This window comes from Arcobacter aquimarinus, from assembly GCF_013177635.1.
GTDB classification, from domain to species: domain Bacteria; phylum Campylobacterota; class Campylobacteria; order Campylobacterales; family Arcobacteraceae; genus Aliarcobacter; species Aliarcobacter aquimarinus.
Window position 1 is genome coordinate 2,506,497 of record NZ_CP030944.1, and the last position, 14,312, is coordinate 2,520,808.

Here is a 14,312-nt window from a genome sequence, read left to right on the forward strand (position 1 = left end):
TGGAATAAGAATGGACTCTATATTAATAGGAATTATTCTAACTCCTATAATAATATCTATAACTTTAATACCTAAATATTTTAAAAAAACTATTTCAAAAATTTTATATTTTTATCTATTTTTTTGGATGATATTTTTAATATTTATTGAAAATGCAACTTTTCCTTTTTTTCTTCAATATGATGTTAGACCAAATTATCTATTTTTGGAGTATCTTGAATATCCTCATGAAATAGCTTCTTTACTATTTAAAGATTATAAATTAGAACTTTTAATTTCATTTATAATGATGATTTTAGCTTCTATAGTTTTTTTAAAAAAAGATTTCATTAATTTTGAAAATTCTTTTAAAACCTCTTATTTAAAAAGATTAATACTATTTATACCTTTAGTTTTAATAGCTTTTTTAATGATTCGCTCTTCTATAGGACATCGACCTGCAAATATTTCTGATGCACTTTATAGTTCTAACAGAGTTTTAAATGAAATAACAAAAAACTCTCTTTATAATGTCGGTTATGCCTTTTATAGTTACAAAAAAAATGAAAAAAATCTTGCTGATAAATATGGAAAAGTTTCTATTTTGGAAGCTTATAACTTAGTTTCAAATACTCTTAATATAGATTTTAATGATGCATCTAAACCTTTTAATAGGTTAGAAAAAACTCATTTTAAAACAGATAAACCAAAAAATTTAGTAATTTTTGTTCAAGAAAGTATGGGTGCACAATTTACTTCTTTTGCAGGTGAAGAAAAAGATTTAACTCCAAATTTAAATAATTTAGCAAATAAAAATTTAGCTTTTACAAATCTTTATGCAAATGGAACAAGAAGTGTGAGAGGATTAGAAGCTTTAACTTCTGGTTATTTACCTATTATTGGAGATAGTGTTATTAAAAGAAATAAATCTCAAAGTGATTTTCTTACTATTGCAAAACTATTAAAACCTTTTGGTTACAAATCTAGTTTTATTTATGGAGGAGAAGGAAGATTTGACAATATGAGAAATTGGTATTTAGGAAATGGTTTTGATGAAGTAATTGAACAAAAAGATTTTAAAAATCCACTTTTTACAAGTACTTGGGGAGTTAGTGATGAGGATTTAGTTATAAAAGCAAATGAAAAATTTAAAGAATACAATAAAAATAAAGAACCTTTTGTAACAGTAATGTTTTCACAATCAAATCATGCTCCATTTGAATTACCTGATAATAAAATAGAATTTATAGAAAATCTTCCAAAAAATGATGTAAAAAATGCAATAAAATATGCTGATTTTGCAATAGGAAAATTCTTTGAACTTGCACAAAAAGAAGAATATTATAAAGATACAGTTTTTGTTGTAGTTGCTGATCATAATGTAAGAACTTATGGAGATGAAACTATTCCTATTTCAACTTTTAAAATACCTGCAGTGATAATAGCTTCAAATATCAAACAACAGTTTTATAACAACTTATCTTCTCAACCTGATGTTTTAGCAACTGCTCTTGATTTAATAGGTTTAGATTTACAATACCCAATCTTAGGTAATTCAATTTTTAATGATAAAAAGAATAATATTAATTTTATGCTTTTTAATGATACTTATGCTTTTAGAAAAGATAATGAAGTGGCTGTTTTAATTCCAAATAAAGAGGCTAAAACGTTTTATTATAAAGATTCAAAATTACAAGAAAAAGAACATAATAAAAATTTAGAAAATACAGCACTTGCACTAATTCATGTTCTAAGTGATATGTATGAAAAAAAACTTTACAGATAAAGGATTTACTTTGATAAAAATCTCTTCACAGTATAAACTAATATTTTTTACTTCAATATTTTTTACTCTTTTTTATAATTTTTCATTCTTTAAAAATATTATAAATGTATATGGTTTTGAAGGTTTTAATAAAATCTATATTATTTCAACTATTATTTTATTAATTTCAGTATTTACACTATTTTTCACTCTATTTGCTTCAAAATATACCACAAAAACAATTTTAATTTTAACTCTTTTTATCTCATCATTTACAGCTTATTTTATGGATAGTTATAATGTAGTAATTGATAGTGAAATGATAAGAAATAGCTTACAAACAAACCTTGATGAGTCATTAGATTTATTTAACTTAAAACTAATAGTTTATGTATTTTTTCTAGGAATAATCCCAAGTTTTATAATTTTAAAAACAAAAATCACTTATAACTCAACAAAAATAGAGATATATAAAAAATTTCAAACTATCTTTTTTTCACTTACAATAATTGGTTTAATTTTATTTAGTTTTACTAAATTTTACACTTCATTTTTTAGAGAACATAAACCTTTAAGATATAGCGTAAATCCTATTTATTGGATTTATAGTGTTGGAAATTATATAAATAAAACTATAGATTCTAAACCTTTGGAGTTAAAACAAATAGGAATTGATGCAAAAATTGTAGAAAATGAAGAGATAGAAAAACCAGAACTAATTATTATGGTTTTAGGTGAAGCTTCAAGAGCCGATAGATTTTCTTTAAATGGCTATGAAAAAGAGACAAATCCTCTTTTAAAAAATGAAGAAGTTGTAAGTTTTTCAAATATCTCTTCATGTGGAACTTCAACAGCTTATAGTGTTCCTTGTATGTTCTCTATTTTCGATAGAACACAATATGACTATAAAAAAGGAATAAGTACTCAAAATGTTCTTGATGTTTTAAAAAACACAAAAGATGTTGAAATTTTGTGGAGAGATAATAATTCGGATTCAAAAGGTGTTGCTCTAAGAGTAGATTATGAAGATTTTAAAAATCCAGAAATAAATACAAAATGTGATGAAACAGAGTGTAGAGATGAAGGAATGATTATTGGTCTTGATAAATATATCAAAAATCATCCAAATAAAGATATTTTAATTGTTCTTCACCAAATGGGTAATCACGGACCTGCATATTATAAAAGATATCCAAAAGAGTTTGAAAAATTCACTCCTGTTTGTAAAACAAATCAGTTAGAAAACTGTACACAAGAAGAAGTAAGTAATGCTTATGATAATGCCATTTTACATACTGATTATTTTCTATCTGAAGTTATAAAATTTTTAAAACCCTATTCAAAAGATTACGAAGCCGCAATGTTTTATATGAGTGACCATGGAGAGAGTTTGGGTGAAAATGGACTTTATTTACACGGTATGCCTTATTTTATTGCACCAAAAGAGCAAACAAATGTAGCTTCAATTTTTTGGGCAAGCCAAAGTTTAAAAGAAGAGGATATAGATATAGAAAAACTAAAAACTTATAAAGATAAAGAATTTTCGCAAGATAATTTATTTCACTCATTACTAGGACTTTTTGAAGTTCAAAGTGAAGTTTACAACAAAAAGATGGATATTTTCAATGATGCAAGAAAAAATAAATAAGCAAATAGCAATTACAACTATTTTTTTAATAGTTGTTATTTGCATATTTGAATTTACAAATTTAGATATTTTTATTCAATCGTTTTTTTATGATTTTAATACAAAAACTTGGCTTATAGACAAAAATGAGCCTATTTTGAAACTCTTTTTTTATGATGGATTTAAAAAGATTTTTATATTTTTTTCTATTTTAGTTTTGATTTCTTTAATTTTTTTTAGAAAAACAAATCTAATAAAAGAGTATAAAAAAGGTCTATTAATTGTTTTATTATCAACTATTTTTATTCCAACAATTGTAGTATCATTAAAAAACAATACAAATACTCCTTGTCCTTGTAATTTGGCTATTTTTGGAGGAGACTATCCAAATATAAAACTATTTGATTCTTATCCAAAAGATTTTATACAAGAATCAAAAATCAAATGTTGGCCAGCAGGTCATGCAAGTATGGGATTTTCTTTAATGGCACTGTTTTTTTTGTTTAAAACAGCTTCAAATCAAAAAAAAGCTTTAATTATATCTATAATATTAGGATGTGTAACAGGTGCATATAAAATGCTTTTAGGTGACCATTTTTTAAGCCATACCTTGGTAACCATGATTTTAGCTTGGCTTATAATTTTAATAATAGTAAAAATAATAAAAGGAAAAGACTTTGAGAAATCAACCAAAATATAATTTTTTTAAAAATACATCTTATGCAATAAAAGGTTTAATAGATTTAATTAAAAATGAAACTTCATTTAAAATAGAACTAATAATTACCTTACTTTTAATTCCTGTTATTATTTTTATTGATACCAATTTGACAAATAAAGCTTTAATGTTTATAACTTTAATGGGAATGATTCTAGCTGAAACTATAAATAGTGCAATTGAAAGAACTGTTGATTTAGTAACCCTAGAACACCATGAAATGGCAGGACGAGCTAAAGATGTGGGAAGTGCTATTGTATTTATTAGTATTTTTATTTTTGTAATTACTTGGCTAATACTCTTAATAGATATTTTGTAAAGAAATTGTCAAGAAACTTAACAACTTAATTTTAAACTATTCTTCTAAACTTCTATATGTAAAAGGAGGAGAAATTATGAAAATTTTACTAATTAGTGCATTGATTGCTACTTTTAGCTTTAGTGCTGTTGTTGATGATTATTTAGATTCTTTAAAACAAGAAGTTTTAAAAGAGAATCCTAGTTTTAAAGGTTTTGATGCAAAAAGAGGTGAACAAATTTTTACTTCAAAACATATAGGAAAAAAAGGAAAAGAGATTTCATGTACATCTTGCCATGGAGTAGATTTAAGCAAATCAAATGAAAACTTTTTTACAGGAAAAGTTATTGAGCCACTTTCACCAAAAGCAAATAAAAAAAGGTTCACAGATATAGCTGAAATTGAAAAATGGATGAAAAGAAACTTCAATGACGTTTATGTAAGAGAAGGTACAGCTCTTGAAAAAGGTGATGTAACAACTTACATCATAAATCAATAAGGTAAAAATATGAAAAAATTAATATTTTTAACTTTTAGTGCATCTGTTTTATTTGCTAGTGGTTTAAAAGTTACTGTAGCTCCTGTAAACAATGAACTATATATAAAAGAGTGTGGAAGTTGTCATTTTGCTTATCCTGCTGGACTTTTACCTAGTAATGCTTGGAATAAAATGATGAATGATTTAGATAATCACTTTGGAGATAATGCTAGTGTTGATGAAAAAACTTTTCAATCTCTATCAAAATATCTAAATGATAATAGTGCCGAAAAAAATATGAATTATAAAAGAAGTAAAAAAATAGTTGAAAGTTTAACATCAAATGAAATACCTGATTCTATTTCAACAACTCCTTACATGAAAAAAAAGCATAAAGAAATAAAAAAAGAGTTAATTACTCAAAAAGAAGTAAAGGGACTATTTAATTGTACAGCTTGTCATCAAAATGCAAAAAAAGGTATTTTTAGTGAAGAAGATGTTGATATTCCAAATTATGGAAAATGGGATAAAGATTAAATATGAATAAATCATATATTTGGTCTCTTCCTACTAGAGTTTTTCACGCTCTTTTTGCATTATTTATTATTTTGGCATTTTTAAGTGCTGAGGATGAATGGTTAAATTATCATGCGATAATTGGTTATGGTGTTTTGATTTTAGTTTTTTTTAGAATTTGTTGGGGATTTTTTGGACCTAAATACTCTTTATTTAAAGATTTTCCTACAGGTAAAAAAAATGTAAAAGATTTTTTAAATCACATTTTTGAAGAAAAACAAAAATATATAGGTCACAATCCCCTAGCCTCTTATGTGATGATTTCTATGCTTATAGTGGCTATTTTAGCAGTATTATCAGGTGCATTATTATTTGGAATTCAAGAAGGGAAAGGAGTTTTTTCTTTTTTAAATGATTCATTTTTTAAAAAAATGGAGCTATTTGAAGAGTTACATGAAGTTTTATCAAATCTTTTTATAGCTTTAATAATTGCTCATTTATGTGGAATTTTTGCGGACAAATTCTTACATAAAAAACAAGAGACTTTAAACTCTATAGTTACTGGTTACAAAATTACAAGTGAAAATGAAAGTATAAAATTAAACATTTATCAAAAGATGTTCTCCCTTTTAATGTTTATATTTTTTGTTGGATTTCTTATCTTTAATATTTATAACCCTAAAAATCTTCTTGTAGCTTCAAAATATGAAACTATAGATTACAAAACACAAAATGAACTATTTGTAAAAGAGTGTGCTTCTTGCCACACTCTTTATCCTCCTTCTGTTTTACCTAAAAAATCATGGGAATTAATAATGGCTGATTTAGAAAATCATTTTGGAGATGATGCTTCACTGGATGTTGAATCAAATAAAAATATTTTGGCTTTTTTACTTAAAAATAGTGCTGAGAATTCTACAATGGAGTCAAGTTTCAAATTTTTACAAAGCATAAAAAATCAAGATATAATAGCAATGAGTAAAACAACTTATTGGGAAAAAACCCACAAAGATTTACCCAAAGAGATTTTTAATAATGAAAAAATCAAAAGTAAAGCAAACTGTAAAGCTTGTCATATTGATATTGAAAAAGGACTAATTGAAGATGAAAACATTAAAAATCCTCTTAATTGAAGATGATTTACAAATGCAAAAATTTATTGCAGAATATCTAAAAGATTATGGTTTTGATTGTAACGTATTTGAAAATCCAAAAGATGCCATAGAAAACTTTAAAAAAGAGGATTATGAGCTTATAATTCTTGATTTAATGCTTCCTGATATGGATGGATTTGATTTATTTAAAAAATTAAAATCTATTAAAGATACTCCTATAATTATCTCCTCAGCAAGGGGTGATATAGGAAATAAAATACATGGTTTTGAGCTTGGAGCCGATGATTATTTAGCAAAGCCTTATGAACCTAGAGAATTGGTTTTAAGAATTGAAAATATTTTGAGAAAAACTTTTAAAAAAACCATAAAAATTGGTGATTTTTTAATAGATAAAGAAAACCGAACTGTTTTTTTAGATGATTTTCCAATTGATTTTACAAAAATAGAGTTTGATATTTTTATATTTTTATGTGAAAATTTAAATAAAATATCATCAAGAGAACAGATTATAAACGCAACTTCATTAGATATAAATACAAAAAATAGAACTATAGATATGCATATTTCAAATATAAGATATAAAATTGGAGATGATTCAAAAAATCCTAAATTTATAAAATCTGTTTGGGGTATAGGCTATAAATTTGTAGGATAAAAAATGTCAATCTTTAAAAAAATTTCTATTTTATTTTTTCTAAGCATATTTGTTATGGGTCTTATTGGTTTTTGGACTAATAATATAAATAATAAAAGATTAAATAAACTAATTCAAGAAAAATATTTGGCTATTGTAGAAGATATTATTGAAAATATTGAAAATAAAATCCTACTAAATAAATTACTTAATGAACACCACTTTAAAACTTTAAAAAAAAGTTCAGGTAAAGATTTTGAAACTCTTTATTCATCAAAATATGATTTTGGAAAAGTTGAAATTATAAAAGAATCTTTCGAAGATGAATTTATAATCCTAATAGATTATTTTGATAAAAAATATATTTTCAAAGCTCCCGATGAACAAAATATTATTGACAAATATATTTTAAATAGTTTAGTATTTCTTGATATATTTTTATTATTTCTTATTTTCGTATATATTTTAAAACTACTCTCTCCTTTAAAAGTAATAACTAAACAAATTAAAAATTTTGCACAAGGAAATCTTGAAACAAGAATAAATATAAAATCAAATGATGAAATAGGAACATTAGCAAAAACATTTAATACTATGGCTTCTTCTTTGGAAAATTCTATAAAAACAAGAGAAGAACTTTTAAGAGATATAGGACATGAATTAAGAACTCCTATTGCAAAAGGAAAATTTGCAATTGAAAAAATAGATGACTTTTCACAAAAAGAGTTATTGAAAAAGATTTTTAAAGATTTAGAACTTTTAACAAATGAGTTATTAGAACTTGAAAAATTAGATTTAACAAAATTAAATAAAACAACTTTTGATGCAGAAACTTTAATAATTGAATCTTTGGGGAAACTCTATTTAGATGACGAATCAAAAATTAATATTTTAATAGATGAAAATTTTAAAATCCAAGGAGATTTATACTATTTATCAATTGCCATAAAAAATTTGCTTGATAATGCTCTAAAATATACAAATCATCTTCCTATAATTATAGAAATAGATAAAAATCAAATCTCTATTTTAAATAAAGGTGAAAAACTTTCTAAAGAGTTTGAATATTATCTAAAACCTTTTACACAAGAGTTATCACAAAGAGATGGTTTTGGTTTGGGATTAAGTATTGTAAAAAAAGTAATAGATAGACATGATTTTTCACTTTCTTACTCTTACGAAAATGATTTCAATATCTTTAAAATAAATTTTGGTAAATAAATTTTTACCATTTTAAACAAATCTAAGTAATTTTTAACTATTATTTCAGCCTTTAGATTTGTGGTACAAATAGAGACAATTACTTTTTAATCTCAACTTCGGATAGTAATACTTTTAAAAAAAAGCATTATCCAAAAAATTTCAAAAATCAAAACATAATGTTGAAAGGATTTTGCATGGAATATTTCAAGCAATTTAGACAAACCTATATGGTTAATTTTTGGCGTCCAACACCTGCTGTTATAGCACTTGGAGTGCTTGCAGCTTACTATTTTGGTATAACTGGAACTTATTGGGCAGTTACAGGAGAATTTACAAGATGGGGAGGACACATCTTACAATTCTTTGGTGTTGATATCAGTAATTGGGGATATTACAAAATTATGAAGATGGAAGGAACTTCCCTAACTCGTATTGATGGAGTAATGATTATAGGTATGTTTGCTGGTTGTATTGCTGCTGCTTTTTGGGGAAATAATGTAAAACTTAGAATGCCTGCAAGTAACATCAGGATTGCTCAAGCTTTAATAGGTGGAATAATCGCAGGATTTGGAGCAAGACTGGGAATGGGTTGTAACTTAGCTAGCTTATTTACAGGTATTCCTCAATTTTCAGTGCATGCTTGGTTTTTTACAATTGCTATGATTGTTGGTGTTTATTTAGGAGCAAAAGTTACTATGCTTCCATTTTTCCAATCAAAAATCAAACTTCAAAAAGTATCTTGTAGTAAAGAGTTGCAAAAAGATGAAACACAAATAAAATCATTTTTTAAATTTGGTACTTTCGTATTTATTGCTGCAATTATTTGGGCTTTATATTTAATATTTTTTGCAAATAGTGAAAAACTTGGTATTGCTGTACTTTTTGGTTGTGCTTTTGGTCTATTAATTGCAAAAGCTCAGATTTGTTTTACTTCTGCATTTAGAGATATTTTTACAACAGGAAGAAATGAACTTGCTATCGCTATTATTATTGGAATGGCTGTTTCAACTATTGGTGTTTTTAGTTACATTATGATTGGAACTCCTGCAAAAATTATGTGGGCAGGACCAAATGCAATACTTGGTGGATTATTGTTTGGTTTTGGAATTGTACTTGCTGGTGGTTGTGAATGTGGTTGGATGTATAGAGCTGTTGAAGGACAAGTTCACTTTTGGATTGTTGGAATTGGAAATGTAATAGGAGCAACTTTTCTTGCATTTACTTGGGATAGTTTTTCAATATCACTTGCAACTTCTTGGCCAAAAATAAATCTTCTTGAATCATTTGGTTCTTATGGTGGATTATTTATGAATTATATTTTGCTATTTTTACTATTTTTATTAATTTTAAAATTAGAAAGAAATTACAAACAAAAATTAAAAAATAAAGGAAATTAACCTATGAAAGAGAATATAACTCCAGATTATAGACTTGATATGCAAGGTGAACCTTGTCCATATCCTGCTGTTAAAACACTTGAAGCAATGGAAAGTTTACAAAAAGGTGAAATCTTAGAAATAATTAGTGATTGTCCACAAAGTATAAATAATATTCCAATTGATGCAAAAAATCACGGATATAAAGTTTTAAATATAGATAGTAGTGGTCCAACTATCAAATATTTAATACAAAAATAATGTTTAAAAGATTGTATTAAAATTTATTAATACAATCTTTGATAATAGATACTTCAACAACTTTTTTATATAATTGCCCCAATTAAAATTAAGGGTAAAAAATGATTCAACTTATAAATAAAAAAGAAAATATTTTTGAAGATAACATTGCATTTGTTGAGCAATGGGATTTTTCAAAGGCAAATCTAAATGAAGAGAATAGAATCTTAGCTATTACTCAAGTTGCATCAATTTGTTATCAATCACCAAAAGCCTTAGGAAGCGAAAGTTTATATAACAGACTTATGGCTGAATCTCAAGGTTTACCCTCTTCTTCTTTTGAATTTGTACCTGTTTTACTAGACCCTTTAAATTCTAAACATCAAGAAATTTTAGCACTTGAGTATTCAAATACTAAAAAATTTGGTGAATTAATATGTGAAGGAAAATATTTACTTACAAATTATAGAGCCTTAGTTTATGATTTTGAAAACAATCCAAAAGCTTACTCTTTTGATATTCGAACTACTTATAACACACTTGAAGAGTGTAATATTATCAAAGAGCATTTCAAGGTATTTTTATACAAAGTTGATTTCCCAACTCGTTCTCAAATGGTAAGACATAGAGTTAATTGGCAAGAGCTTAGTAGAAGATATGTAAGTGGGAAAAGAGTTCCTTTTGATTTTTATATTAGTGAAAAAATGAAAGATATTACAAGCGATGCTGGTGATACTCAAAAGATTTTAGATATTTGTTTAGAACACTATTATAAAGCATTAGAAGAAGGTGTTAAACCTCAAGAAGCTAGACGTATAATTCCTCAAGCTGGTTATTCTCAAATTTGGGGAGGTTTTCAACCAACTCAACTTGAAAATTACTTCAAATTAAGACTTGATTCTCACGCTCAATGGGAAATTAGAAAAACAGCAGAAGCTATGAAAGAGTTAATAGAAAAATAGATGAACTATCAATCAATTTTAGAAGAAATTGAATCAGAGATTCAACCTTTATTTAATGAAGGGAAAGTTGCAAGTTATATTCCAGCACTTGCAAATGTAAATCCAAATCAATTTTCAATGTCAATTCAAATGTTTGATGGAACATCTTTTGGCATTGGAGAAGTAAATAAAAAATTTTCTATTCAAAGTATTTCTAAAGTTTTCACATTTACTCTTGCTTTAAATAACTATGGAAAAGATTTATATAAAAGAGTTAGTCATGAACCATCTGGAAACCCTTTTAACTCTTTAGTTCAACTAGAATACGAAAATGGAATTCCTAGAAATCCATTTATAAATGCAGGTGCAATAGTAACTGCTGATAGTTTAGTTTCAATTTATAAAAAAAATAGTTTTGAAAATATTTTAGATTTTATAAAAAAAGTATCAAATGATGAAACAATAACTTATGATGAAGAAATTTTTAATTCAGAATTAGAGCATGGTTTTAGAAATTATGCTTTAATAAATATGATAAAAAGTTTTGGAAATATTCATAATAATATAGATGATGTGATTAAAACTTATTTTAAACAATGCTCTATCATGATGAGTCCAGTTCAACTTGCAAAGTCTATGCTTTTTTTAGCAAATCATGGAGAAAATCCACTTACAAATGAGTGTATAATAACTGAATCAAAAGCAAAAAGAATTAACTCTTTGATGCTTACTTGTGGTCATTATGATGCAAGTGGTGATTTTGCATATAAAGTTGGGCTTCCTGGAAAAAGTGGAGTTGGTGGAGGAATTGTTGCAATTGTTCCAAAAAAAATGGCAATTTGTGTATATTCTCCAAGATTAAACATTCAAGGAAATTCACTTATTGGTACAAAAGCTTTAGAATTATTTACTACAAAAACTGGTTTATCAATTTTTTAAATTTAAGGATTTTAGATTATGACTGCATTAGAAATAGCTGATATTATAGGAATTATCTGTTTTGCATTGAGTGGGTTTTTAATTGCTGTTCATTATAAACTTGATATTTTGGGAGTTTTTATCTCTTCATTTCTAACGGCACTTGGTGGTGGAATGATAAGAGATGTTTTAGCAGATAGAACTCCTTATGTTTTCACTACAAATCTACCTGTTATTTTAGTTGTAGCTACTGTTGTAATTGCTTTATTATTCAAGCTTCATAAAATTGATGATTTAGAAGGTAAAACTGCTTTTATAATCTCTGATGCAATAGGTTTAGTATCTTTTTCAATTACAGGTTCTATTGTTGCCATTCAAAATGAATTTAACTTCTTAGGTGTATTAATACTTGCATTTTTAACAGCTGTAGGAGGAGGAACAATCAGAGATATTTTAATAAATAGAGTTCCTTCTATTTTAGTATCAGAATTTTATGCGACTGTTGCTTTAATTATTGCTACTATAATATTTGTTCTTGAAATTTTTCATTTAAGAAATTTACCTATTTTGACTCTTGTTTTTATTTTTGGAGTTGCGTTAAGACTTCTTGCATATTACAGAAATTGGCATTTACCAACTTTATCTAAAGAATAATTTCTTCTTAACCTTTTGTTTACTTTTTATAGATAAAATCACCCAATTTTAATACCAAAGGAAAAGAAATGATAAGAAAATTTTTATTTACAGCTTTATTAGGTCTAAGTGCAATAGCAAGTTCATTAACTATAGATAGTCAAGTACCTGCTATAAAAATCAAAGATCAATTTGAAAAAGAGCATACTATAGATGCAAATGTTAAAACTATTTTATTTGCTTCTGATAAAGGAACAAGTGATATTTTAAAAGAGTATTTACTTTCAAAAGATGCAGATATTCTAACTAAAAACAATGCTGTTTATGTTGCTGATATCTCAGGAATGCCTAGCTTAATCTCAAAATTTATCGCTTTACCAAAAATGAAAAAGTATCCATTTTCAGTTTTATTATTAGATGATACAAATAAAGATAATTTTAGTAAAGAAGAAGGAAAAATTATAGTTTATACTTTAGATAATTCAAAAGTTACGAATATAGCTAAAATTACTACTAAAGAAGAATTAGAAGCTATTATAAAATAAAACTTACTAGCTTAGGCTAGTAGTTTTTTAAATGCTTCAACAATAGCCTCTTTTTCAAGCTCTTTTATTCTAGTTTCCAAACTATCAACTGTTTCGTTTAGTGTAAGTTCTAGCTCTTTTACTAATATTTTCTCACCTTCATCATAAACTTCATTTACATAATGAATTGTAACACCAGATTTTTTTTCTCCATTTTTTATAACAGCTTCATGAACAAATCTTCCATACATTCCAACTCCACCATAAATTGAAGGTAAAATTGCTGGGTGAGTATTTATTATTTTATTTGGAAATGCACTTAAAAGTTTTGATTCAATTTTTTTCATATAACCAGATAAAAATATATAATCACACTCAAATTCCAAAAGTAATTTAGTTATTTTCTCATCTAAATTTTCATTTGGATATCTTTTATCATTTATTATAAAATGAGGAATATTATAAGATTGAGCTTTTTGTAAGACCCCTGCATTAGTATTATTTGTAATTATTACAACCACTTTTGCATCAAATTCATTATTCTGTATGGCTTTTTGAATAGTTTCAAAACCACTTCCATTATAAGAGGCTAAAATTCCTATTTTTTTCATTCTTTTTCCTATTTTTTAAAGCTAAAATTATAACAAAATTATGTTTATAATCTTTGGGCATGAGTTAATGCAATTGCAATAGCATCTGTAATATCAAGTGGTTTAATCTCTTTTTTAATTCCTAATAATCTTTTAACCATAAAAGATACCTGTTCTTTTGTAGCTTTTCCATTTCCTGTAACTGCTTGTTTTACTTGTAAAGGAGTATATTCAGAAAAATTTCCAAACTCTTGTAAAATTTTTAAACTTATAGCTCCTCTAAATTGTGCAAGTTTTATAACTGTTTTTGGATTAAATGCATAAAACATATCTTCTATTGAAACCTCATCAATTTTATGCTTAGAAAATAATAGATCAAATCCTTCTGTCATCTCAACAATTTGCTCTTGTAAAATTTTTGTTTTTATTTTTATAAGCCCTGCTTCTAAAAGTTTTATTTCCCTTCCATTCTTTTCAATTATTGCATATCCACAGTTTCTAGTTCCTGGGTCAATTCCTAATATTTTCAACTTTTCACTCTTTTCATATTTATTTTATTCACATAGCTACAAAGCCCAAATTATGGTATTTTTATAATATAAATTTACTTAAAAGAAAAAATTTATTCACTACTTATTCACTATGTGTACAACTTTGTTTTTTCTATAAATTTAATCACTTTCACCCTATTTGAAGCTCTTTTATAAAAAATTTAGATATAATATCTAGTAATTACAATTAAAGAGTTTATAAATAG

At 25.7% G+C, this 14,312-nt stretch carries 17 protein-coding genes; 15 read left to right on the forward strand and 2 right to left on the reverse strand.

Annotated elements, in window-relative coordinates:
• Window positions 1–10: 10 nt before the first annotated feature.
• From AAQM_RS12650 to AAQM_RS12720, 15 genes are all read left to right on the forward strand, one after another.
• Entirely contained in the window at window positions 11–1,765 is a 1,755-nt protein-coding gene (locus AAQM_RS12650) for an LTA synthase family protein (protein WP_228254531.1), read from the forward strand.
• The gene (locus tag AAQM_RS12655; RefSeq protein ID WP_228254530.1) at window positions 1,743–3,392 is read left to right on the forward strand and encodes a phosphoethanolamine transferase; all 1,650 of its coding nucleotides are present in this window, start codon (window positions 1,743–1,745) and stop codon (window positions 3,390–3,392) included. Before AAQM_RS12650 ends, AAQM_RS12655 begins: the two co-directional genes overlap by 23 nt.
• Window positions 3,370–4,071, forward strand: coding sequence for a phosphatase PAP2 family protein (locus AAQM_RS12660; RefSeq protein WP_129095568.1), 702 nt, complete (start codon window positions 3,370–3,372; stop codon window positions 4,069–4,071). Before AAQM_RS12655 ends, AAQM_RS12660 begins: the two co-directional genes overlap by 23 nt.
• Window positions 4,049–4,408 (forward strand): diacylglycerol kinase, encoded by a 360-nt coding sequence (locus tag AAQM_RS12665; RefSeq protein ID WP_129095502.1) that lies wholly within the window; start codon window positions 4,049–4,051, stop codon window positions 4,406–4,408. Before AAQM_RS12660 ends, AAQM_RS12665 begins: the two co-directional genes overlap by 23 nt.
• A gap of 76 nt (window positions 4,409–4,484) precedes the next feature.
• Window positions 4,485–4,886 (forward strand): DUF1924 domain-containing protein, encoded by a 402-nt coding sequence (locus AAQM_RS12670; protein WP_129095501.1) that lies wholly within the window; start codon window positions 4,485–4,487, stop codon window positions 4,884–4,886.
• Window positions 4,887–4,895: 9 nt separating this feature from the next.
• Window positions 4,896–5,402, forward strand: a complete 507-nt coding sequence (locus AAQM_RS12675) for a diheme cytochrome c (RefSeq protein ID WP_129095500.1) — start codon at window positions 4,896–4,898, stop codon at window positions 5,400–5,402.
• A 2-nt stretch (window positions 5,403–5,404) separates the two neighbouring features.
• The gene (locus AAQM_RS12680) at window positions 5,405–6,514 is read left to right on the forward strand and encodes a cytochrome b/b6 domain-containing protein (RefSeq protein WP_129095499.1); all 1,110 of its coding nucleotides are present in this window, start codon (window positions 5,405–5,407) and stop codon (window positions 6,512–6,514) included.
• Complete coding sequence (locus tag AAQM_RS12685; protein ID WP_129095498.1) at window positions 6,486–7,151, forward strand: response regulator transcription factor; 666 nt, start codon at window positions 6,486–6,488, stop codon at window positions 7,149–7,151. Before AAQM_RS12680 ends, AAQM_RS12685 begins: the two co-directional genes overlap by 29 nt.
• A gap of 3 nt (window positions 7,152–7,154) precedes the next feature.
• Window positions 7,155–8,351, forward strand: coding sequence for an ArsS family sensor histidine kinase (locus tag AAQM_RS12690; protein WP_129095497.1), 1,197 nt, complete (start codon window positions 7,155–7,157; stop codon window positions 8,349–8,351).
• A 176-nt stretch (window positions 8,352–8,527) separates the two neighbouring features.
• Window positions 8,528–9,730 (forward strand): selenium metabolism membrane protein YedE/FdhT, encoded by a 1,203-nt coding sequence (yedE, locus tag AAQM_RS12695; protein ID WP_129013557.1) that lies wholly within the window; start codon window positions 8,528–8,530, stop codon window positions 9,728–9,730.
• A 3-nt stretch (window positions 9,731–9,733) separates the two neighbouring features.
• The gene (yedF, locus tag AAQM_RS12700; protein ID WP_129095496.1) at window positions 9,734–9,970 is read left to right on the forward strand and encodes a sulfurtransferase-like selenium metabolism protein YedF; all 237 of its coding nucleotides are present in this window, start codon (window positions 9,734–9,736) and stop codon (window positions 9,968–9,970) included.
• Window positions 9,971–10,071: 101 nt separating this feature from the next.
• Window positions 10,072–10,911, forward strand: a complete 840-nt coding sequence (locus tag AAQM_RS12705; protein WP_128985863.1) for an FAD-dependent thymidylate synthase — start codon at window positions 10,072–10,074, stop codon at window positions 10,909–10,911.
• Window positions 10,912–11,829, forward strand: a complete 918-nt coding sequence (locus tag AAQM_RS12710) for a glutaminase (protein WP_129095495.1) — start codon at window positions 10,912–10,914, stop codon at window positions 11,827–11,829.
• A gap of 18 nt (window positions 11,830–11,847) precedes the next feature.
• A complete protein-coding gene (locus AAQM_RS12715; protein WP_129095494.1) occupies window positions 11,848–12,462 on the forward strand; it encodes a trimeric intracellular cation channel family protein in 615 nt (204 codons plus the stop codon).
• A gap of 68 nt (window positions 12,463–12,530) precedes the next feature.
• A complete protein-coding gene (locus AAQM_RS12720) occupies window positions 12,531–12,986 on the forward strand; it encodes a hypothetical protein (RefSeq protein WP_129095493.1) in 456 nt (151 codons plus the stop codon).
• A gap of 11 nt (window positions 12,987–12,997) precedes the next feature.
• On the opposite strand, the gene purN is transcribed toward AAQM_RS12720, so the two are convergent.
• Both purN and ruvC read right to left on the reverse strand, forming a co-directional pair.
• Window positions 12,998–13,576 carry a phosphoribosylglycinamide formyltransferase gene (purN, locus tag AAQM_RS12725; RefSeq protein WP_129095492.1) on the reverse strand — a complete coding sequence of 193 codons (579 nt, stop codon included), beginning with the start codon at window positions 13,574–13,576 and terminating at the stop codon, window positions 12,998–13,000.
• A 44-nt stretch (window positions 13,577–13,620) separates the two neighbouring features.
• Complete coding sequence (ruvC, locus tag AAQM_RS12730) at window positions 13,621–14,085, reverse strand: crossover junction endodeoxyribonuclease RuvC (protein WP_128985868.1); 465 nt, start codon at window positions 14,083–14,085, stop codon at window positions 13,621–13,623.
• Between the last annotated feature and the right edge of the window lie 227 nt (window positions 14,086–14,312).